Consider the following 18750-nt stretch of genomic DNA (forward strand, 5'->3'; position numbering starts at 1 on the left):
AACAGTGTTCTAACGGAGTTCTAACAGTTTGTGACACCTCGAAGGCCCACTTCCAGAGGCCTGCGCGAGCGCAATAAGGCCCCCTGCGGGCACGCGATAATGCTCAGGCGCGAGGGCCCACGGGGGGACCTGGCGCATATACGTATTAAGGTGATCCTGCAGATTCTTCCGTCAGGTTCTCGAAGAGCTTCTTTAAGTTCAGAGTTGTCCTACAGCCTTCCCCCTCGACACTTGGTAGCCTCGCGAAGCTCTAAAAGGACCTTTACACGCAAGGATGATGTTCAATGCTTTCCTCTGCTCGCCTGGGCGACAAACACGTCTGCCCGCTTCCCGGTCATGGCAGCACCCCGATTGCTTGCGCTTCTGGTGACATCAACATCAACTTCATGGGCGCGGCCCGAGTCGGTGACACTTGTGGCTGTGGCGCAGTCATCACCACGGGGTTTCCTTCGATCATGCTGAACGGTCGCCCGATGGCTCACTTAGGGAGCCCCACCAGCCACGGCGGGACCATCATCACCGGGTCAGGCGATACCTTCGGTGGCTTTGTCATGGCGCCCGCTCCAGGGGCTGCCATCATCAACTTCGCAGCGCTCGGAGTGTTCCGCTCAGATGGCTCTGTAGATGATGAAAAGATGGCAACCTTATTGGCTGACCCGAAGCTGACCGAGAAGGCCACCGCTGCGAATGCTTTGGTCGATCCCAATGGGGCCTCTAAGGCGCCTGAAGAGCAACCAGAGGAAAAGGTCTGTACCGACCCCGACCGCATGGAGGAACTGGCGAACTACATTGCTGGCGAGATGAATACCAATATCAACAGCCCGTCTGTGCGACAGATGAGGGATTTGAATAGATTTAGTCCTTCTGCGGAAACGCGGAAATACGCTGAGCTTCCGTTCTACATGCGACTCGGTCCTGCCCCAGACTTCTACAGTTTGGCGCTCGGAAAGAGAGCGAAGGCTTTTGCCATCTGGACCGAGCGAGTAGGTCAAAATCGGCCCTGGGACCACAAGCCAATACTGCAAAAACTCTTTGGTGAATACCCTTGGCATAAGCAAGGGACCTATGAATATTTCTACGATATCTGGTCGAACATCCACTACGGATATGTGGGTGTCGCAGGCGGGCTTTCTGAGAGTGTCTTATTGGACGGTGCCGGTGTAGAGCAAATCGGATCAGACACTTGGCGCTTCATCAAAAACCCTAAGAGATTTGATGGACCGCAAAGGACTGAGGGTGTTGAAGGTATGCGCGCATGGGATGATGTGCCCGATAGGGTCTCGATCATTATCGGGATGAACCTATACAAGGAATATCCAAATGGCGGCCTCACAGGGAAGATCATTATGGACAAAGTGTTGGCAGTACCCATAAGCGACTGGGCGAAAGGGGTTCAACCACATGTCTGCAAGTGAGAAAAAGCTCTACTTAGGGCGGTGGCTTACAGGGCTCGCTTGCCTCCTCATTGCATGCTGGTATTTGGCTTTGCCAAGGGTCGTCATTTACTACTCAGATGATGGCTCAAAAGAGTTCAAATACGTCTTCAATACGCAGCATTCAATATTTCGACGGGACTTGATGCCGGGTGAAACAACCGGCGATGCAGGGCATATTTTCCCCGATAAGGATTTTTTCATGATGTTCGATTGGTGGGCCGATACGACCCCGGCACGGTGCATCTACATCACACCAAAGCGGTGGAAGACAATGGACATTTACCTTGATCGGGGCGGTAAGATCGACATCACTAAAACAGACCCTGATGTTATTGCCCGCCTGAAACAGTGTCCCGGTCAACCCGACCCTTTCCGCCCTTAAAGTTCTCTACCAGTGCCGGTCATCGTGGGCCAGAGAACCTCACTTTTATGACAACGCAGCGGTGAAGATGGATCATCACAGGGCTGAATAGTTTGAGGTACATAGCATCACCGAAGTTACCCTCGATGATTACTTCATTGATCTTGATATTAGGGAGCCACTGCAAAGTCGTCAGCGCGGTATACCGGCGCCGGCCAGTCGCGAAACCTCCTGTTACCGTGCTCTAACGAGCATTTCAAACAAGCGTATGTTTTTTCATTGACAGCTCCCCGGCATCCTCATAACCTCGCAAAACTTTCAACGTACCGGGATGACGCGGACGTGGGCAGCATCTATCTGATTCGACATGGCCAGGCCTCCTTCGGTGCGGACGACTACGACGTCCTGTCGACTACTGGTATTCGCCAGGCCGAAGTGCTCGGTCAACACCTGGTCGAACTGGGCGTGAACTTCGACCGCTGCCTGGCGGGCGACCTGCGCCGCCAGCAACACACCGCCAATTGCGCCCTGCAACAGTTCAGCGCCGCGGGCCTGCCGACGCCGATCCTGGAAACCGACTCGGCCTTCAACGAATTCGATGCCGACGCGGTGATCCGCGCCTTGCTGCCCGATATGTTGTCCGAGGAGCCCGAGGCCCTGGACATCCTGCGCAATGCTGCGCAAAACCGCGCCGAATTCCAGCGCATCTTCGCCCTGATCATCGACCGCTGGCTGGCCGGCACCTTCGATCCGCCGGGCCTGGAAAGCTGGCTGGGGTTCGTCGAGCGAGTACAGGCCGGCCTGCAGCGCATCCTGGAACAGGCCGACAACACGCAGAAGATCGCCGTATTCACTTCCGGCGGCACCATCACCGCCCTGCTCCACCTGATTACCCGGATGCCTGCCGCCCAGGCCTTCGAACTGAATTGGCAAATCGTCAATACCTCGCTCAACCAGCTGAAGTTTCGCGGTCGCGAGGTCGCCCTGGCGTCCTTCAACAGCCATGCCCACCTGCAACTGCTGAAGGCCCCGGAACTCATCACTTTCCGCTGAGTCCGGATCACTACCCTTGCTGTAACAACCCATAAAGGAAACGAACCATGACCGTAGCTGACGCCGTACAAGCCATGAAAGCCAAGTTCAACCCAGCTGCCGCTGCCGGCCTGGACCTGGTTTTCGGTTTCCGTATCGATGACACCCAGAACTTCTCGCTGATCGTCAAAGACAGCACCTGCGAACTCAAGGAAGGCGAAAACCCGGACGCCCAGGTCACCCTGGTAATGGACGGCGAAACCCTGCAAGGCATCGTCAGCGGCGAAACCGACGGCATGCAGGCCTTCATGGGCGGCAAACTGCGCGCCGAAGGCGACATGATGCTGGCAATGAAGCTGAGCGAACTGTTCCCGGCCTAAACCGGCGCTTCCCCAGGGAAGCCCTGTTTTACCCCACAAATCCCGCCTGTTGGCGGGATTTGTCGTTTCAGCAGCGCTGTTCTGGCGCCTGCATCCTCATCGAAAACCACCTTCAATCCTCAAGCGGGCCATCCCGCGTCTTCAGAATCCACGCCGCACACTTGATTGATCTCGATCAGCAGACTGCACGCACAGCCCCACTACTCTGGCGCCTCCATCGGCCAGGGACGGCTTTTCGGAACGGCCGGCCCGCTTCATCTTCAAGGAAGAACCGCAATGCAATCGCTGAAGATCATTCTGCTGTCCACCGCTTTCAATGGCCTTACCCAACGCGCCTGGCTGGACCTGCGCCAATCCGGCCATCGCCCCAGCGTGGTGCTGTTCACCAATGAAGACGAAGTCTGCCGGCAGATCGAACAGGCCGGCGCCGACCTGGTGATCTGCCCCTTCCTCAAGGACCGGGTGCCCGAGCAACTGTGGCGTCACCCGACACGCCCGGTGATCATCATCCACCCGGGCATCGTCGGCGACCGCGGCGCCAGCGCGCTGGACTGGGCCATCAGCAACAACCTCGAGCGCTGGGGCGTCACTGCCCTGCAGGCGGTGGAAGAAATGGACGCCGGGCCGGTCTGGTCCACCTGGGAATTCAAGGTGCCGGCGCAGGTGCGCAAGTCCGAGCTGTACAACGGCCCGGTGGCCGATGCGGCGATCTATTGCATCCGCGACGTGGTGGAAAAGTTCGGCAGCGACTTCGTCCCAACGCCCCTGGACTACAGCCAGCCGCAGGTGCGCGGCCGTCTGCAACCGAACATGAAGCAGGACGACCGCAGCTTCAGCTGGCACGACAGCGCCGGCTTCATCAAGCGCTGCATCGACGCCGCCGATGGCCAGCCCGGCGTCCTGGCCAGCCTCGCCGGCGGCCAGTACTACCTGTATGACGCCCACCTGGATAACCGCAGCGGTATCCCCGGCGAGCTGCTGGCGGTGCATGACGATGCAGTGCTGGTGGCCTGCGGCGATCGCAGCCTGTGGATCGGCTCCCTCAAGCGCAAGGCCCGGCCGGGCACGGAACACTTCAAGTTGCCGGCGCGCCACGTGCTGGCCGGCCAGCTCGACGGCGTGCCCCGCCTGGATTGGTCGATCGCCAGCGATCCGTTCAGCGACGAGGCCTACCAGCCAATCCGCTACCGCGAGTCGGGCCGCGTCGGCGAGCTGACCTTCGAGTTCTACAACGGCGCCATGAGCACCGAACACTGCCAGCGCCTGGTCAGCGCGCTGCAATGGGCCAAGGCCCGGGACACCCAGGTACTGCTGGTCAAGGGCGGGCGTGGCGCGTTCTGCAACGGCGTGCACCTCAACGTGATCCAGGCCGCGCCGAGCCCGGGCCTGGAAGCCTGGGCCAACATCCAGGCCATCGACGATGTTTGCAAGGAGCTGCTCAGCGCCCGCCAGTTGGTGGTCAGCGGCCTGACCGGCAACGCCGGGGCCGGCGGCCTGATGCTGGCGCTGGCGGCCGATGTGGTGCTGGCCCGGGCCAATACCGTCTACAACCCGCATTACAAGAGCATGGGCCTGTATGGCTCGGAATACTGGACCTACAGCCTGCCCCGCGCCGTCGGCCACGCCATGGCGCACAAGCTCACCGACGAATGCCTGCCGATCAACGCCGCCCAGGCCCTGCAGATGGGCATGGTCCAGGAGGTCGGTCCGCGCTGCCCAGACGAATTCAGCCTGTGGCTGCTGCAACGGGCCAATGCCGTGCTGACCGAGCCGAAGTACCAGGCCCTGCGCGAGCGCAAGGCCAACGCCGACCCGCAACTGATGCAGCACTGCCGCAACGCCGAGCTGGAACAGATGCACCTGGACATGGTGCAGAACCGCCACGGCTTCGCCGAGAAATGCGCCAGCTTCGTCTACAAGCGCAAGACCTGCTGCACGCCGCAGCGCCTGATCGAAGATTGGGCGGTGCCCCAGCCGGAAACCTTGAGCGTCTGATCGGCCAGCAGTCCCTGTAGCCGCCAAGGCCGCAACAGCGCCATCCACCTCGGCCTGGTGGCTGGCGCTGCGGTTGCGCAGGCTTGCTCGTGCAGGCAGAAGCTTGGCTAGGCTATAAACCAAGCCCCGTGATGCCTGGGAGGTCCGATGAACCGCATGATCCTCAGCCCGCTGCTGGTCCTGGCCCTGCTGGCCGGCTGTTCCAGCCCGCCGGAAATTATCGACAAGGAAGCGGCGACTGTTGCCGAAGGCGTCCTGGCCTTTCGCGATATCTGCCTGAAATCCGCGCCCTCCTTTGCCGGGGCCGACAGCGCGGCCAAGGCCTACGGCATCGCCAGGCTGGACGATGCCGGCTATGCGCGAATGGGGCTCAGGCCGGACCACAGCCTTGGGGTCCAGGTGCAACGAGCTAAGCAATGCGCGGTGACCACGCCGTCACAACGGGACAAGACCCTGACCGCGCAATTTCTCAAGATCGCCGGGCAGTTCTCCAGCACCCCGGTGGCGCAGGACTTGCCGGTGAAAATCACCCTCGACCAGCAAGTCTTCCTGCTGATGCACGACCGGCGCGGCGGCGAGGCCTATGTGATGTTGAAGCAGCCCTGAAACGCAGCGCCTTCATTCGGGCGGCGCCAGGTGCGCATAACACACCGGAGAACTGCCGTCGCCCTGGCGGTCCAGCTCATCCTCCAGCCATTCGGCCAGCACTCGGGCATTGTTGTGTTGCTCATCATGGGCCGAATACACTAGGGTCAGGCGGCCCTTTTGCCCGCGCTCCAGCAGCGCCCACCAGTGTTCGGGGCGGGCCGCCAGCTCCTGGCGGTAACGGTTGCGAAAGGTGGCGAAGTCCAGCTCGCCGGACTTGAAGGCACGACGCAATCCGGTAGACGGCGCCAGGTCTTTCAGCCATTGGTCCAGCGACAACCGGTCCTTGCGACAGTTGCGCGGCCACAGGCGGTCCACCAGCACCCGATAACCGTCGTCGGGGCTCGCGGACTCGTAGGCGCGTTTGCACAGAATCATGGCTTCCTCCCTTCTATGGCGGCGCATGGCCTGCCATCAGCTTAGTGGCTGTGGATGGGCCCTTCCGCTCCCCCTTCAACCTCACCCAGCAACCGGGCGCATCGCTGCCGTGGGGTTTCGCCGAGGACGGCTTGCCGGTGGGCCTGCAGGGGGTGGGGGCACGGTTTGCCGACGATCAGGTGCTGCGCCTGTGCCTGGCTTTTGAGCAGGCGTTCGCGAGCCCGCATCCGCAGGCGCCGCGGATCAAGGACTGACAGCGCCTATGAGGGGCATCGCTAGCGATGCCCTTTTTGACTGCCGCTCGATGCCCTTGGGCCGCTGCCAAGCCGCGTTGGCTGGACAGCGGCCCAAGGGCATCGAAGGCTTACTTCGCCGCCCGCACCTGGGCGATCAACTGATCCGCCACGGCGAACAGGGCCTTGGCGCCGTCGCTGGTCATGCCGAAGCGGTACTTGCCGTCCACCACCAGCGAAGGCACACCGGTGACCTGATAGGCGGCAGTGCGTTTTTTCGCGTCCATGACCTTGGCCTGCACGGCGAAGGAGTTGTAGGTGGCGAGGAATTTCGCCGGCTCGATGCCCTGGCCTTTAAGCAGCTCGGCCATGGCCTCGGGGGTCTTCAGGCGGTTGCCGCCGTGGATCGCCTCGAATACCGCGTGGTGCACTTCGGGCTTGGCATCCATGGTCGCCAGGGTCAGGTACAGCTGGCCGTAGACGTCCCAGATCCCGCCAAACATGGCCGGCAGCTTGACGAAGTTCACATCCTCGGCGAGCTGGGCCGCCCAGGGGTTGATCGAGGTCTCGAGGGTGTAGCAGTGGCCGCAGCCATAGGAAAACAGTTCCACCACTTCGATCTTGCCGGGCACGACTTGCGGCACGGCATCCTTGAGTTCCACATACTGGCTGGCATCCACCGCTGCCACGGCGGCCTGCCCGGCCATACCAAAGAGGCAGCTGGCTGCCAGGGCAATGTTCAGAATCGAGTGACGCATGCAATCTCCAATCGGTTGGCGCCTCCGAGTCAGCGTTGCTGCTCATTAAGCGGACCCCGAAGGATACAGGCCGCTCGCGCCCGACCAATCGGACCCGTCTTAATCTTTTGTTGTTTTTTTGTGATCAGCGCTCGGCGCCCCCGGACAGCTGCGGCTGCCCGGCAAACCGCGCGGCCAGGGCGATGATTTCCTCGCGCAGCCAGCGATGCCCCGGCACCCGCTCCTGCTGGCGATGCCAGATCAGGCTGACTTGCACCGGCGGCGCCATCAAGGGCAGCTCGGCGATACGGATCGGCATCAGCGCAGCGAAATGCTCCGCCAGGCGCCGCGGCACCGTGCCCAGCAAGTCCGACTGGGCGACGATCAACGGAATGCTCAGGTAATGCGGGACGAACAACTGGACATGGCGCTGGACCTTGGCCGAGCCCAGGACAATCTCCAGGGGCGAGCCGCGCCCGCCCCGGTCCGGAAGCGCCACGTGGCGGCCCTGTTCATAGGCCTTGAGGCTAAGTTGCGCCTCGAACGCCGGGTGGTCGAGGCGGCCGATCACCACCAGTTGCTCCTCCAGCAGCGGCTGGTAGCAAAGATCAGGGTCGTCGAAGTACAGGTAATCCACCGCCAGGTCGAGCAGGCCGGTGGTCAGCCAGGCCGGCAAGGAGTCGGCGGCATCGCTGCGCACCGCCAGGCGGACCTTGGGCGCGCTGTTCTGCAAGCGCCGCGACAGCGCCGGCAACAGGCGCGCCTGGGCGTAGTCGTTCATCGACAGGCTGAAGGTCTGGTCGGCCGCCGTCGGGTCGAACTCGCCACCCGGGTCCAGGCCTTCCTGCAACAGGCGCAGGGCCTGGCGCACCGAACCGTGCAGCACATGGGCCCGCGGCGTCGGCTGCATGCCCCGGGCGGTGCGGATGAACAGCGGCTCGTCGAGCTGGCTGCGCAGGCGCGCCAGGGCATTGCTCACGGCCGGCTGGCTGAGGTTCAGGCGCACCGCCGCGCGGGACAGGTTCTGCTCCTGCATCAGCGCATCGAACACCAGCAGCAGGTTGAGATCCAGGTGCCGCAAATTCAGCTTCATGAATAATCCCCATTCCGAATATCCATTAGCTGGATAATTCGAGCAGGGCTAATCTTCTGTCAATAAGAACAACAAAACCAACCGGAGAGCGGCCTTGAGGCAAACCACCCTGGCATTTCGCGAGCGTTACCGCGCCGCGGTTCATCCGCGCTACAACCCGTGGCTGCACGGCGGCTTCGTGCTGGCCTACGGCCTGGCGTGCATCGCCCTGCTGTGGAGCACCCTGCATCAGGTGCGGCCGCTGGAATGGCTGGCGGTGCCGGTGGCGCTGCTGTTCTTCAACCTGTGCATCTATGTCGTGCACCGCTGGCTGGGCCACCACAAACAGGCCTTCGCGCGGATGTTCTACGCCCGCCACAGCGGCGACCACCACAGTTTTTTCGTCCCTGGGCACATGACCTACGACGGCCCCCGGGACTGGCGGGTGATCCTGTTTCCGGCCTGGCTGATCGTGGTCCACAGCCTGCTGTTCGCCCTGCCGCTGTGGTGGCTGCTGAAGTTCTGGAATGCCAATGTCGCGGCGCTGTTCGCCAGTTGCACGCTGATCGGCTACCTGGCCTACGAAGTGTTCCATGCCTGCGAACACCTGCCGGCCGGCCACCCGCTGGCGCGGCTGCCGTGGATCCGCCAGATGCGTCGCCTGCATGAGTTGCATCACCGTCGCGAGCTGATGCAGGAGCGCAATTTCAACATCGTCCTGCCGTTGATGGATTACCTGTTCGGCACCCTGTACTGGGAGCCGGAGCCCGCCACCGCTTCGCTATCAACAAGCGCCTCGACAAGGTCCTCGCCCATGACTCGCATGCAGCATCAGATCGATATCCCACGCAACCCGGTGGCCCTGCTCGACTACGCTTGCGCCTCCAGCCGCTGGCCGGAATGGCACCCCTCGTCGCTGAAGGTCCAGGGCCCGGCCGGCGCCTTGCCCGCTGGCGCGCGTTTCGAGGAAGACATCCATGCCGGCGGACGCAGCGGGCACCTGAGCTGGCGGGTCGACGAATACCTGCCGGGGCATCGCTGGAGTGCCGCGGCCAGGGGCGACCATGGCCTGGCGCTGGTGGTCACTTATGAATGCCAACCGCTGGATGCCCACCGCACACGGTTTATCCGCACCCTGGAGTACCGCTTCGACGGCCTGCTGATGCGCCTGGGCAATCGCCTGCTATTCAGAAGGCGGATAGAACGGGAGTCCGCCGACTCCCTGCTAGCCTTGTGCGAGATGGCGCAACGGGCGATTCCCCGGGGCGCCGACGTCGCGCCGCAGAGCGCGACCTGAACCCATCACCAGGAGCCGCCCTCGATGAAGCCCGTCACACCCCGTCGGATCAAGTTTCGCCATCTGCTGCTGGTGCTCGCCATCGCCATCGGCGCCTTTCTGCTGCTGATGCCGACCAAGGTGCAACCTGTCGCCTGGAGCCCGCCGCCGGCGCCTTCCCTGCAGGCCGGCCCCTACGCCGAAAACCAGAAGCTCAAGGGCGTGCAGGCGGTCGGCGCACTGAATATCGACGGCCCGGAAGCCCTGCTGCTGGAAGACGGCTCGCTGATCAGCGGCCTGCATGACGGGCGGGTGATCCGCACCGCCCTGGACGGCAGCGCCCTGCAGGAACTGGCCAATACCGGCGGGCGGCCCCTGGGCCTGGCCCGCCATCCGGATGGCCGGCTGATCATCGCCGACGCGGTCAAGGGTCTGCTGGCGCTGGACGCCAAGGGCCGGTTGAGCAGCCTGAGCACATCGGCCAACGGCCTGGCGTTCGGCTTTACCGACGACGTAACGGTGGACGCCGCCGGGCGTTATGCCTATTTCAGCGACGCCACCAGCCGCTGGGGCTACGGCCAGGACGGCGAGGCGGTGATCGAGCACGGCGGCGACGGTCGCCTGCTGCGCTATGACTTCCAGACCGGCCAGACCGAACAGTTGCTGGACGGCCTGGAGTTCGCCAACGGCGTCGCCCTCGGGCCTCAGGAAGCCTATGTGCTGGTCAACGAAACCGGCGCCTACCGGATCAGCCGCTACTGGCTCGACGGCGCCAAAGCCGGCACCCGCGACCTGTTCATCGACAACCTGCCGGGGCTGCCGGACAACCTCAGCTTCAACGGCCAGGGGCGCTTCTGGGTGGCGCTCTACGCGCCGCGCAATGCCCTGCTCGACGGTACGGCGCCTTACCCGGCGGTGCGCAAGATGATCGTGCGGGCCATGACCCTGCTGCCCAAGCCCGTGGAAAAACGCGGCTTCGTCCTCGGCCTGGATACCCAGGGCCAGGTCATCGCCAACCTGCAGGACGCCAGCGCCGGCAACTATGCGCCGATCACCACGGTGCGCGAATACGGCGACGCCCTGTACTTCGGCTCGCTCAAGGCCACGCATATGGCGCGCCTGCCGCTGAGCGTCGCCCTGTCAAAGGCGCCTTGATGCGATAACGGCATGGGCACCGGCATGCTCGCCAGATTCTGATCTAAGCTATCCCGCGCGGCGCCGTCACCGGCGCCCACCAAGGAAAGACAAACAATCGAATCCGATTGATTCCCATCACATTGAGAGTGGATCCCCCCATGAAAATCAAAATCCTCCTGGCTTCCCTACTGCTCACTTCATCCCTGTCGGCGCTGGCCGCGTGCCCGGTGTTCGGACCGTCCGAAGATCCCTGCGCAGGCCCGGTATTCGGCCCGAGCACCTGCGAGTGCCCTTGAGGCAGGCAGGCGCTGAAACAGGCGCGCCCCACTCGGGCGCGTCTCGTCAAGGGTGCGGGTCGATACAGGGGAGTAAACGGGCAAATAGCGGAAAGAGCAGCCAATGCTCTGGATTGCGTAAAACCTGGCGAGACGCCCCAAGCCTCGGGACATCTCGCTCAGGACAGGGTCGGGGTCAGAAGCGGGCAGTCAGCTTCTCGGAGATTTCATCCTTGATCAGCAGCCGCTTTTCCTTGAGTCGTTTCAGCTCCTCGTCAGCGGCCGCCGCGGCCTCCGCTTTGAGCACCTGATCATCAATGCTGGAGTATTTGTCGAACAAGGCATTCAAGTGCGGGTCACTGGCCCGGCGCTGTTGAATGTCTTCTTTGCTGCAGCTCAGGTCCTGATACAGGTCGTGGGGCACCGGCATGAAACACCTCCGTTTGTTGATCGGTAGCAAGCGCACTTACAGGCACTCGCCAGTTACCAGAATGACCTCCACCACCGCTGTCTGTCGACCGTCAATCAGACCACAGCGCTAACCGTTCGTCGCCTTCAGCGACATTTCCCGCGCCCCACCGCCCGCCTCACAACCCGCCACGAGCGAAGCCCCGCGGAGGGTGCCGCGATTCACCCCAGCGCCTGGGCCAGAAACGGTGCGGTGCGGCTCTTGCGGTGCCTGGCGACCTGTTGCGGCGTGCCGCTGACCACCACCTTGCCGCCCTGGTCGCCGGCGCCCGGGCCGATATCGATCACCCAGTCGGCCTGGGCCACCACGCGCATTTCATGCTCGACCACCACCACGCTGTGGCCGGCCCGCACCAGGTTGTCCAACTGCTCCAGCAGGCGATCGACATCGCTCGGGTGCAGGCCGGTGGTGGGTTCGTCGAGCACATACAGGGTCGCGCCACGCGGGTTGCGCTGCAGTTCGGTGGCCAGCTTGATCCGCTGCGCTTCGCCGCCGGACAGCTCGGTGGCGGGCTGGCCGAGGCGCAGGTAGCCCAGGCCGATATCGCGCAAGACTTCCAGGGAGCGGCGGATGCTCGCTTGCCCGGCGAACACCGCGACCGCCTCCTGCACCGTCAGTTGCAGGACCTGGGCGATGTCCAGGCCCTGCCACTGGATGGCCAGGGTCTGCGGGTTGTAGCGCGCGCCGTGGCAAGTGGGGCACGGCGCATAGACGCTGGGCATGAACAACAACTCGACGCTGACAAAACCTTCGCCCTCGCAGGCCGGGCAACGGCCCTTGGCGACGTTGAAGGAAAACTGCCCGGCGTCGTAGCCCAGCGCTCGCGCCTCGGGGGTGGCGGCGAACAGCTTGCGCACGTGATCGAACAGCCCGGTGTAGGTCGCCAGGTTCGAACGCGGGGTGCGGCCGATGGGTTTCTGGTCCACCTGCACCAGGCGCTTGATCCGCTCCAGCCCGGCGGTGACTTCGCCGCTGCTGGCTTGCGGGGCGTCGTCCTCCAGGTTCAGTTCCTCGGGTTCCTCGTTGCTCTGCGGCCGCCCGAGGTGCGCGCCCACCAGTTCCAGCAGCGCCTGGCTGACCAGGCTCGACTTGCCCGAACCGGAAACCCCGGTGACCGCGGTAAAGCAGCCCAGGGGAAACTCGGCGCTCAGGTCATTCAGGTTGTTGCGGCTGATGCCCTCCAGGCGCAGCCAGCCCTGGGCCTGGCGCGCGGTACGGCGGGCCGGCGCCTGTTCGGCGAACAGGTAGGCGCGGGTCTGCGACTGCGCGACCTGGGCCAGCCCCGCCGGCGGACCGCTGTACAGCACCTGGCCGCCCTGCTCGCCCGCCGCCGGGCCAACGTCGACCAGCCAGTCGGCGCGGCGCATGGTCTGCAGGTCGTGCTCGACCACGAACAGCGAATTGCCCGAAGCCTTGAGCTGCTGCAGGGCCTCGAACAACGCCTCGGCATCCGCCGGATGCAGGCCGGCCGAGGGCTCGTCAAGCACATAGATCACCCCGAACAGCTGCGAGCCCAGTTGGGTCGCCAGGCGCAAGCGCTGCAACTCGCCGGACGACAGGGTCGGCGTGCTGCGCTCCAGGGCCAGGTAACCCAGGCCCAGGCCGGTCAGGGTGCTGACCCGCTCCAGCAGGTCCTGGGCGATACGTTGCGCGGCCAGGCGCTTTTCCAGCGACAGGTTCGGCGTGTGCCGCACATCCGGCCCTCCGACATGCCCCGGCGCGCCCTGGGCGATCCGTTGTTGGCGCGCGGCCTGGGTCTGCTCATGGCTCCACACCTCGCCGGGCTCCTCGGCCTGTTCCAGGTAAGCCTGGGCGGCCACCGGCTTGAGCACCTCGGCCAGTTGCAGCAGGGGCATCTGCGACAGTTCGCCAATGTCGAGGCCGGCGAAAGTCACCGACAAGGCCTCGCGCTTCAGGCGCTTGCCCTCGCACAACGGGCACGGGCTGCCGAGCATGAACTGCGACACACGCTTCTTCATCAGCGCGCTTTGCGAGTGGGTAAAGGTGTGCAGCACGTAGCGCCGGGCGCCGCTGAAGGTGCCCATGTAGCTCGGCTCCTGCTTGCGCTTGAGGGCTTCGCGGGTCTGCTCCGGAGTCAGCCCGGCGTACACCGGCACGGTTGGGGTTTCCTCGGTGAACAGGATCCAGTCGCGCTGCGCTTGCGGCAGGTCGCGCCAGGGAATATCGACGTCGTAGCCCAGGGTCACGAGGATGTCGCGCTGGTTTTGCCCTTGCCAGGCCAGCGGCCAGGACGCCACCGCGCGCTGGCGGATAGTCAGCGAAGGGTCCGGGACCATGGACGCCTCGCTGACCTCGTAGACCCGACCCAGGCCGTGGCAGTCGGGGCAGGCGCCTTGCGGGGTGTTGGGCGAGAAGTCTTCGGCGTAGAGCATCGGCTGCCCCGGCGGGTAGCTGCCGGCGCGGGAATAGAGCATGCGGATCAGGCTGGACAAGGTGGTGACGCTGCCCACCGATGAGCGCGTGCTCGGCGTGCCGCGCTGCTGTTGCAGGGCCACCGCTGGCGGCAGGCCTTCGATGGCGTCGACGTCCGGCACCCCGACCTGGTCGATCAGGCGCCGGGCATAAGGCGCCACCGATTCGAAGTAGCGACGCTGGGCCTCGGCATACAGGGTCGAGAATGCCAGGGACGATTTGCCGGAGCCGGAGACGCCGGTGAACACCACCAGCGCATCGCGGGGAATATCCACGTCGACGTTGCGCAGGTTGTGTTCGCGGGCGCCGCGCACCCTGACGAAACCCGAGCTGTTGGCGGGCAAGGAAGACGAAACCTGGGGCAAAGGCGTATTGCGCGCTGAAGTCATGGGACAGCCTTGTATCGGGAGATGTCGGGCAGGAATACCAGGTCAGCGAGCCCCTTCGCGCGCACCGGCGCCGGCGGCTGGACGACCGTCATGCAGGGTGCATGGGCCCGGGGTTTTGAGCAACCGTGAATGACGCGCCTTGAATGCCGATCAACCGGCGGGGGGGGCCAGGCCCTTGTGGCTTCACGCCTCCAGCACCGCCCTGACCATGCTCGTCAGGGCGTCCGGGCTGTAGGGCTTGCTCAACAGGTGGGTGTCGGGGCTGAGCTGGTGATTGCTGGAGATGATGTCGCGGGTATGCCCCGAGGTGAACAGCACCGCCACGGCGGGCGACTGGGTCTTGGCCCACAGCGCCAGGTCGGTGCTTTTGATCAGCCCGGGCATCACCACATCGGTGAAGATCAACTCGACCCGGGCGCCGTTCAGCAGCAGTTGCATAGCCGCATCGCCATTAGCCGCCACCAGCACTTTGTAGCCGGCGCTTTCCAGCAGCTCGACCGCGGCGGCGCGCACGTCCTCGTTGTCTTCCACCACCAGGATGGTTTCCTGGCCGTGGCAAGGCCGCTGCGCACGCCGGGGCGCGGTGCCCGGCTCGGGTTCGGTGCTGCGCACGAAATACATGCGCACCGTGGTGCCCTGCCCCGGCGTGCTGAGCATCTCGATATGCCCGCCGCTCTGCTTGACGAAACCGAACACCATGCTCAGCCCCAGCCCGGTGCCCAGGCCGTCGCGCTTGGTGGTGAAGAACGGCTCGAACGCCTGCTTGAGCACCTCGGGGGCCATGCCGTCGCCGGTATCGGCCACCGACAGGCACAAGTAATCGCCGGCGGTAATGCCCTTGCCGGCGCAGAAATCGCCATCGAGCACCACATTCTCGCCACGGATGCCGATGGTGCCCTCGCCCTTCATCGCGTCGCGGGCATTGATCGCCAGGTTGAGCAAGGCGTTTTCCAGCTGGCTGCGGTCGACCTTGATGCACCAGGGCTGCGTGGGCAATTGCACGTCGATGTCGATGGTTTCGCCGAGGGCCCGTTGCAGCAGTTCGCTCAGGCTGTCGGGGATCCGACGCGGGTTGTAGACCTCGGGCGACAACGGCTGGCGCCGGGCGAACGCGAGCAGTTGCGCGGACAGCTTGGCCCCGCGCTCGACCGCGGTCAGGGCGGCGCCGACCCGGCGCTGCACATTGGCGTTGTCCGGTTCATGGCGCGCCAGCAGGTGCAGGTTGCCGGCGATCACTTGCAGCAGGTTGTTGAAGTCATGGGCCACGCCCCCGGTCATGCCGCCAATGGCCTCGAGCTTTTGCGACTGGCGCAACTGCTCCTCGGCCGAGACCCGTGCGTTGACCTCCTCGGCCACCCGCTGCTCGAGGTTGCGCGTCAGTTGCAACAGGGATTCTTCGGCCATCTTGCGTTCGTGGATATCGATCAGCACACCGGGAAAGCGCAAGGCCCGCCCCGCGTCGTCGAACTCGCAACGGCCGCAGCCCACGACCCACAGGTAACTGCCATCCGGGCGCCGGATACGGTATTCGGTGTTGTAGGGCGTGCCCTTTTGCAGGCTGTAGGCAACCTGCTCCTTGATCCGCGGCAGGTCATCGGGATGCACCCGGCTTTCGGCGACCTGGATCGACAGGTCGTCCAGCGGCTGCTCCGGCGGGTAGGAAAAGGTCCGGGCAAAACGCTCGTCGCCCGACAGCCGATTGGCCTTGATGTCCCAGACAAAGGAGCCCAGCAACGCCCCGGCGTTGAGCGCCAGTTGCACCCGTTCGTTTTCCGCCCGGTAGGCGTTCTCGACTTCCTGGCGGCGCTGCTCGGACAGCACGTGGGCGGTGGTCTCGACCACGATCGCCATGACCCCGGCCGGCGTATGGTCGTCACCGGGCACCGGGCTGTAGTAGAGATCCATCCAGACATTTTCCGGCTGGCCGTTGCGCAGCAGGACCAGCTCTTTATTACGGTACGACAGGGTCCCGCCCGCCAGGCAAGTGTCCAGCACATGGCGATTGAAATCCGCCACTTCCGGCCAGCCCTGCTCCACCTGGCAGCCGAGCAGATACGGATGCCGGCCGCCGGCGAATTCGGCGTAGGCATCGTTGTAGATCATGTACCCCGAGCGGCCCCAGAGCATGACCAGGGGCACCGGTGAGGCCAGCAGCAGTTGCACTGCGCTGCATAGGCTCGACGACCAACGATCCAGCGCACCCAGCTCGGTGAGGGACCAGTCGAACGCCTGGATGCGTCCGGCCATCTCGCCTTTCCAGCCCTGGCAACCATGAGGATCTGATAAGAACGGCATGAGAGAGCTCTACGAAAAACATGGCAAGCATGGGTTTTCAAGAAGCTGCGACGCCGCAACCTCCAGAGCCTTTGAACACCCTGCACACAGATGGTTTCAAGGTTTTGCGCGACGAGATGGAATCACTGCTGCCGCTGGTCGGCCATCTGCCTTCGGACACGCTGGGATAAACCGCACAGGCGCAACCGGAAAGCCCCAGGCGAACGCTCGCAAGCGTCGCCTGGCACGGGGCGGATTGCCCGCCCCGAAGACTTCAGTCGGTGCCGTATTTCGGCGAGCGCGGACCGTACAGCAAGCCGGCGTGTTGCCCGGCCGACAACAGGCGCTGGCTGGTGATGCCGGCGATCGGGTGGCCGGCGTCGGTGGAGGTGTTGATGATCTGCTTCACCGCGGCGGTGATCAGCATGCCCACCAGGCCGCCGGCATTGCTGTTGTTGCCCTCTTCGCTGGAGGCCCGGGCACTGCCGGTCCACAGTGTGGTGCCGGTCTTCAGGTCCACCAGGGTGGCACTGGCGGTGACCACCGTGGCACTGCTGATCAGCATGTAGCTGGTTCCGTATTCCTTGACGGTGATGTACAGGCCGGCGTCGGCACCGAATATCTCGTTGAGCTTGGCCGGCGACAAACCATGGATATCCGCCGGGTTGGTCAGGCCGTTGTTGCGGAAGGTTTCATCCACCAGCGCAATCGGCATCACGTAGTAACCGGCTTCGGCCAGGGGAAAGGTCACCTGCGACAGCATGCTGTAGGTGGCCTTGATGTCCGGCGACTCGTTGAGCGGCGGCAGCACCAGGATCGACTTGGGCCGAGCCTGCTTGTAGGCCGAGTAGTCCACGGTCTTGGGCGTGGCGCAGCCCACCAGCAGGCTTACGGCCAGCAGGCCAAGCAGGTTGCGCAGGGTCGCGAGGCTCATTGGGTGACTCCCTTCTTGGCGTTCTTCAGCAGAAAGTCCATGTACGACGCGGATTCGGGGAACAGCGCCTTCTCGGTATTGAACTGCTGCACCATCTGGTCGTCCTTGCCCAGGCCTGCATAGAGCATGCCCAGGTGAGCGTGGTAACCCGGCGGCACCGCCTTGCCGGTGGACTTGATCTTTTGCAGGTCGCGCTCCAGCGCTTCGACCTGGGCCTCCCTGGCCTCCTCGCCCTTGAAATACTCGTAGGTCTGGGCCTGGTAGGTTTCCCATTGGTAAAGCGTCTTCGGCCCGCTGCAACCGGCCAGCAATGCACTGCCCAGCAAAGCGGCGGCCAGCAGTGGCCGGTTCATCTTGGTGTTACGCATGCTTGCACTTCTCCCTGTCAGCAAGGTTTATCAGCGGCTGGGTTTCCAGGCTCCGGCGTCGATCGCCTCGACCATGCGGTTGACGGCCTCGCGCATGGCCAGGTCGAGGACCTTGCCGTTAAGCGTCGAGTCGTAGGAAGCCGTGCCGCCGAAGCCGATCACCTCACGGTTGGACAGGGCGTATTCGCCAGCACCCTGGGTCGAATACACCACTTCGGAAGTGCTGATGTTGACGATGTTCAACGCCACCTTGGCGTAGGCCACCTGGGTCTTGCCGCGGCCGAGAATGCCGAACAGCTGGTGATCGCCGGTTTCCTTGCGGCCGAACTCGGTGACATCGCCGGTCACCACGAAATCGGCGCCCTTGAGTTTCTGCGCCTGCCCCTTGATCTGCGCTTCCTGCTGGATCTCGCCCATATTGTCGCGATCCAGCACATTGAAGCGGTGGGTCTGCTGCAGGTGGGTAATGAGGATGGTCTTGGCCTGACCGCCGAGGCGGTCGATGCCGTCGGAGAAAATCCCGCGCATGTAGCTGGAGCGGTTATCGAACTTGCCCACCGCCATCGGTACCCGGACTCCGGTCCACACCTGGCTGGCGCTCTGGACCTTCTCCACGGGCAGCGCCCGGGAGCTTTCCGTGGCACAACCGCTCATGCCCGCCAGTACGGCCAACGCCACGGCCGACACCACCAACTTCGAGATCAGTCTCACTTGCGTTCCTTTTGAGTATTCATGAAAAGTGCCTTGGCCCTGCCACAGGCCTGCGAACCACGGCTTTTTGCGGGTTCGGGACTAGCGGTCAGGGCACGCTGAAACGTGACGCAGGAGGCGTCGGCGGCGGCGATTATGCCAAAGTGCCATCACCGCGGAAAGAAATAAAAAATCCCGGCGTCAATCGCTTGACTGGCGCACCCCGCGCCCTGCTC

Annotated in this window: 19 protein-coding genes; 10 read left to right on the forward strand and 9 right to left on the reverse strand. The window is 63.9% G+C overall.

Annotation, left to right across the window (positions count from 1 at the left end; all coding sequences use genetic code 11):
- Positions 1–284 precede the first annotated feature (284 nt).
- From BLV20_RS24760 to BLV20_RS24785, 6 genes are all read left to right on the forward strand, one after another.
- A complete protein-coding gene (locus BLV20_RS24760) occupies positions 285–1415 on the forward strand; it encodes a polymorphic toxin type 44 domain-containing protein (RefSeq protein WP_092305048.1) in 1131 nt (376 codons plus the stop codon).
- Positions 1402–1818: a hypothetical protein gene (locus tag BLV20_RS24765; RefSeq protein ID WP_092305049.1), complete on the forward strand. Its 417-nt coding sequence runs from the start codon at positions 1402–1404 to the stop codon at positions 1816–1818. Before BLV20_RS24760 ends, BLV20_RS24765 begins: the two co-directional genes overlap by 14 nt.
- Before the next feature lie 321 nt (positions 1819–2139).
- On the forward strand, positions 2140–2850 hold the full coding sequence (locus BLV20_RS24770) for a histidine phosphatase family protein (RefSeq protein WP_092305050.1): 711 nt from the start codon (positions 2140–2142) through the stop codon (positions 2848–2850).
- 47 nt (positions 2851–2897) lie between these two features.
- Positions 2898–3209 carry an SCP2 sterol-binding domain-containing protein gene (locus BLV20_RS24775; RefSeq protein WP_092305051.1) on the forward strand — a complete coding sequence of 104 codons (312 nt, stop codon included), beginning with the start codon at positions 2898–2900 and terminating at the stop codon, positions 3207–3209.
- Positions 3210–3485: 276 nt separating this feature from the next.
- Positions 3486–5204, forward strand: coding sequence for a hydrogenase maturation protein (locus BLV20_RS24780; RefSeq protein ID WP_092305052.1), 1719 nt, complete (start codon positions 3486–3488; stop codon positions 5202–5204).
- A gap of 147 nt (positions 5205–5351) precedes the next feature.
- Positions 5352–5810: a hypothetical protein gene (locus BLV20_RS24785; protein WP_092305053.1), complete on the forward strand. Its 459-nt coding sequence runs from the start codon at positions 5352–5354 to the stop codon at positions 5808–5810.
- A gap of 12 nt (positions 5811–5822) precedes the next feature.
- Here the strand turns inward: BLV20_RS24785 and BLV20_RS24790 are convergent, their stop codons facing one another.
- A complete protein-coding gene (locus BLV20_RS24790; RefSeq protein ID WP_092305054.1) occupies positions 5823–6227 on the reverse strand; it encodes a DUF488 domain-containing protein in 405 nt (134 codons plus the stop codon).
- A 50-nt stretch (positions 6228–6277) separates the two neighbouring features.
- Here BLV20_RS24790 and BLV20_RS24795 point away from each other — a divergent pair, with 50 nt between their 5' ends.
- Positions 6278–6481: an amidase family protein gene (locus BLV20_RS24795; protein ID WP_371914339.1), complete on the forward strand. Its 204-nt coding sequence runs from the start codon at positions 6278–6280 to the stop codon at positions 6479–6481.
- A 110-nt stretch (positions 6482–6591) separates the two neighbouring features.
- Here the strand turns inward: BLV20_RS24795 and BLV20_RS24800 are convergent, their stop codons facing one another.
- Positions 6592–7218: a thiol:disulfide interchange protein DsbA/DsbL gene (locus BLV20_RS24800; protein WP_092305055.1), complete on the reverse strand. Its 627-nt coding sequence runs from the start codon at positions 7216–7218 to the stop codon at positions 6592–6594.
- 124 nt (positions 7219–7342) lie between these two features.
- Positions 7343–8290, reverse strand: coding sequence for a LysR family transcriptional regulator BsrA (locus BLV20_RS24805; protein WP_092305056.1), 948 nt, complete (start codon positions 8288–8290; stop codon positions 7343–7345).
- 94 nt (positions 8291–8384) lie between these two features.
- Here BLV20_RS24805 and BLV20_RS24810 point away from each other — a divergent pair, with 94 nt between their 5' ends.
- Both BLV20_RS24810 and BLV20_RS24815 read left to right on the forward strand, forming a co-directional pair.
- On the forward strand, positions 8385–9566 hold the full coding sequence (locus BLV20_RS24810; protein ID WP_092305057.1) for an SRPBCC family protein: 1182 nt from the start codon (positions 8385–8387) through the stop codon (positions 9564–9566).
- A gap of 24 nt (positions 9567–9590) precedes the next feature.
- Positions 9591–10700 carry an SMP-30/gluconolactonase/LRE family protein gene (locus tag BLV20_RS24815; RefSeq protein WP_092305058.1) on the forward strand — a complete coding sequence of 370 codons (1110 nt, stop codon included), beginning with the start codon at positions 9591–9593 and terminating at the stop codon, positions 10698–10700.
- Positions 10701–11153: 453 nt separating this feature from the next.
- Here the strand turns inward: BLV20_RS24815 and BLV20_RS24825 are convergent, their stop codons facing one another.
- The 3 genes from BLV20_RS24825 to BLV20_RS24835 form a co-directional block, all read right to left on the reverse strand.
- Positions 11154–11387 (reverse strand): DUF465 domain-containing protein, encoded by a 234-nt coding sequence (locus BLV20_RS24825; protein ID WP_092305059.1) that lies wholly within the window; start codon positions 11385–11387, stop codon positions 11154–11156.
- Positions 11388–11587: 200 nt separating this feature from the next.
- Entirely contained in the window at positions 11588–14248 is a 2661-nt protein-coding gene (locus BLV20_RS24830) for an excinuclease ABC subunit UvrA (RefSeq protein ID WP_092305060.1), read from the reverse strand.
- Positions 14249–14431: 183 nt separating this feature from the next.
- Positions 14432–16543 carry a hybrid sensor histidine kinase/response regulator gene (locus BLV20_RS24835; protein ID WP_092305061.1) on the reverse strand — a complete coding sequence of 704 codons (2112 nt, stop codon included), beginning with the start codon at positions 16541–16543 and terminating at the stop codon, positions 14432–14434.
- A 20-nt stretch (positions 16544–16563) separates the two neighbouring features.
- Between BLV20_RS24835 and BLV20_RS31515 the strand changes: the two genes are divergently transcribed.
- A complete protein-coding gene (locus BLV20_RS31515; RefSeq protein WP_175540261.1) occupies positions 16564–16713 on the forward strand; it encodes a hypothetical protein in 150 nt (49 codons plus the stop codon).
- 83 nt (positions 16714–16796) lie between these two features.
- Here BLV20_RS31515 and BLV20_RS24840 read toward each other — a convergent pair whose 3' ends face one another.
- The 3 genes from BLV20_RS24840 to BLV20_RS24850 are packed head-to-tail and all read right to left on the reverse strand — an operon-like array spanning position 16797 to position 18478.
- Positions 16797–17456, reverse strand: a complete 660-nt coding sequence (locus BLV20_RS24840; RefSeq protein WP_092305062.1) for a DUF799 domain-containing protein — start codon at positions 17454–17456, stop codon at positions 16797–16799.
- Entirely contained in the window at positions 17453–17824 is a 372-nt protein-coding gene (locus tag BLV20_RS24845) for a DUF4810 domain-containing protein (protein WP_092305063.1), read from the reverse strand. The genes BLV20_RS24840 and BLV20_RS24845 overlap by 4 nt, the downstream gene beginning before the upstream one ends.
- A gap of 30 nt (positions 17825–17854) precedes the next feature.
- Entirely contained in the window at positions 17855–18478 is a 624-nt protein-coding gene (locus BLV20_RS24850; RefSeq protein ID WP_092305132.1) for a CsgG/HfaB family protein, read from the reverse strand.
- Between the last annotated feature and the right edge of the window lie 272 nt (positions 18479–18750).

The sequence above is a fragment of the Pseudomonas sp. NFIX28 genome (assembly GCF_900107395.1).
In the GTDB taxonomy this organism is placed as follows: Bacteria; Pseudomonadota; Gammaproteobacteria; order Pseudomonadales; family Pseudomonadaceae; genus Aquipseudomonas.

Excerpts from the sequence above, each read along its gene's own strand:
- BLV20_RS24760 (WP_092305048.1), top strand. The coding sequence starts at position 285 with ATGCTTTCCTCTGCTCGCCTGGGCGACAAACACGTCTGCCCGCTTCCC.
- BLV20_RS24765 (WP_092305049.1), top strand. The coding sequence starts at position 1,402 with ATGTCTGCAAGTGAGAAAAAGCTCTACTTAGGGCGGTGGCTTACAGGG.
- BLV20_RS24775 (WP_092305051.1), top strand. The coding sequence starts at position 2,898 with ATGACCGTAGCTGACGCCGTACAAGCCATGAAAGCCAAGTTCAACCCA.
- BLV20_RS24780 (WP_092305052.1), top strand. The coding sequence starts at position 3,486 with ATGCAATCGCTGAAGATCATTCTGCTGTCCACCGCTTTCAATGGCCTT.
- BLV20_RS24785 (WP_092305053.1), top strand. The coding sequence starts at position 5,352 with ATGAACCGCATGATCCTCAGCCCGCTGCTGGTCCTGGCCCTGCTGGCC.
- BLV20_RS24790 (WP_092305054.1), bottom strand. The coding sequence starts at position 6,227 with ATGATTCTGTGCAAACGCGCCTACGAGTCCGCGAGCCCCGACGACGGT.
- BLV20_RS24800 (WP_092305055.1), bottom strand. The coding sequence starts at position 7,218 with ATGCGTCACTCGATTCTGAACATTGCCCTGGCAGCCAGCTGCCTCTTT.
- BLV20_RS24805 (WP_092305056.1), bottom strand. The coding sequence starts at position 8,290 with ATGAAGCTGAATTTGCGGCACCTGGATCTCAACCTGCTGCTGGTGTTC.
- BLV20_RS24815 (WP_092305058.1), top strand. The coding sequence starts at position 9,591 with ATGAAGCCCGTCACACCCCGTCGGATCAAGTTTCGCCATCTGCTGCTG.
- BLV20_RS24825 (WP_092305059.1), bottom strand. The coding sequence starts at position 11,387 with ATGCCGGTGCCCCACGACCTGTATCAGGACCTGAGCTGCAGCAAAGAA.
- BLV20_RS24830 (WP_092305060.1), bottom strand. The coding sequence starts at position 14,248 with ATGACTTCAGCGCGCAATACGCCTTTGCCCCAGGTTTCGTCTTCCTTG.
- BLV20_RS24835 (WP_092305061.1), bottom strand. The coding sequence starts at position 16,543 with ATGCCGTTCTTATCAGATCCTCATGGTTGCCAGGGCTGGAAAGGCGAG.
- BLV20_RS31515 (WP_175540261.1), top strand. The coding sequence starts at position 16,564 with ATGGCAAGCATGGGTTTTCAAGAAGCTGCGACGCCGCAACCTCCAGAG.
- BLV20_RS24840 (WP_092305062.1), bottom strand. The coding sequence starts at position 17,456 with ATGAGCCTCGCGACCCTGCGCAACCTGCTTGGCCTGCTGGCCGTAAGC.
- BLV20_RS24845 (WP_092305063.1), bottom strand. The coding sequence starts at position 17,824 with ATGCGTAACACCAAGATGAACCGGCCACTGCTGGCCGCCGCTTTGCTG.
- BLV20_RS24850 (WP_092305132.1), bottom strand. The coding sequence starts at position 18,478 with ATGAGCGGTTGTGCCACGGAAAGCTCCCGGGCGCTGCCCGTGGAGAAG.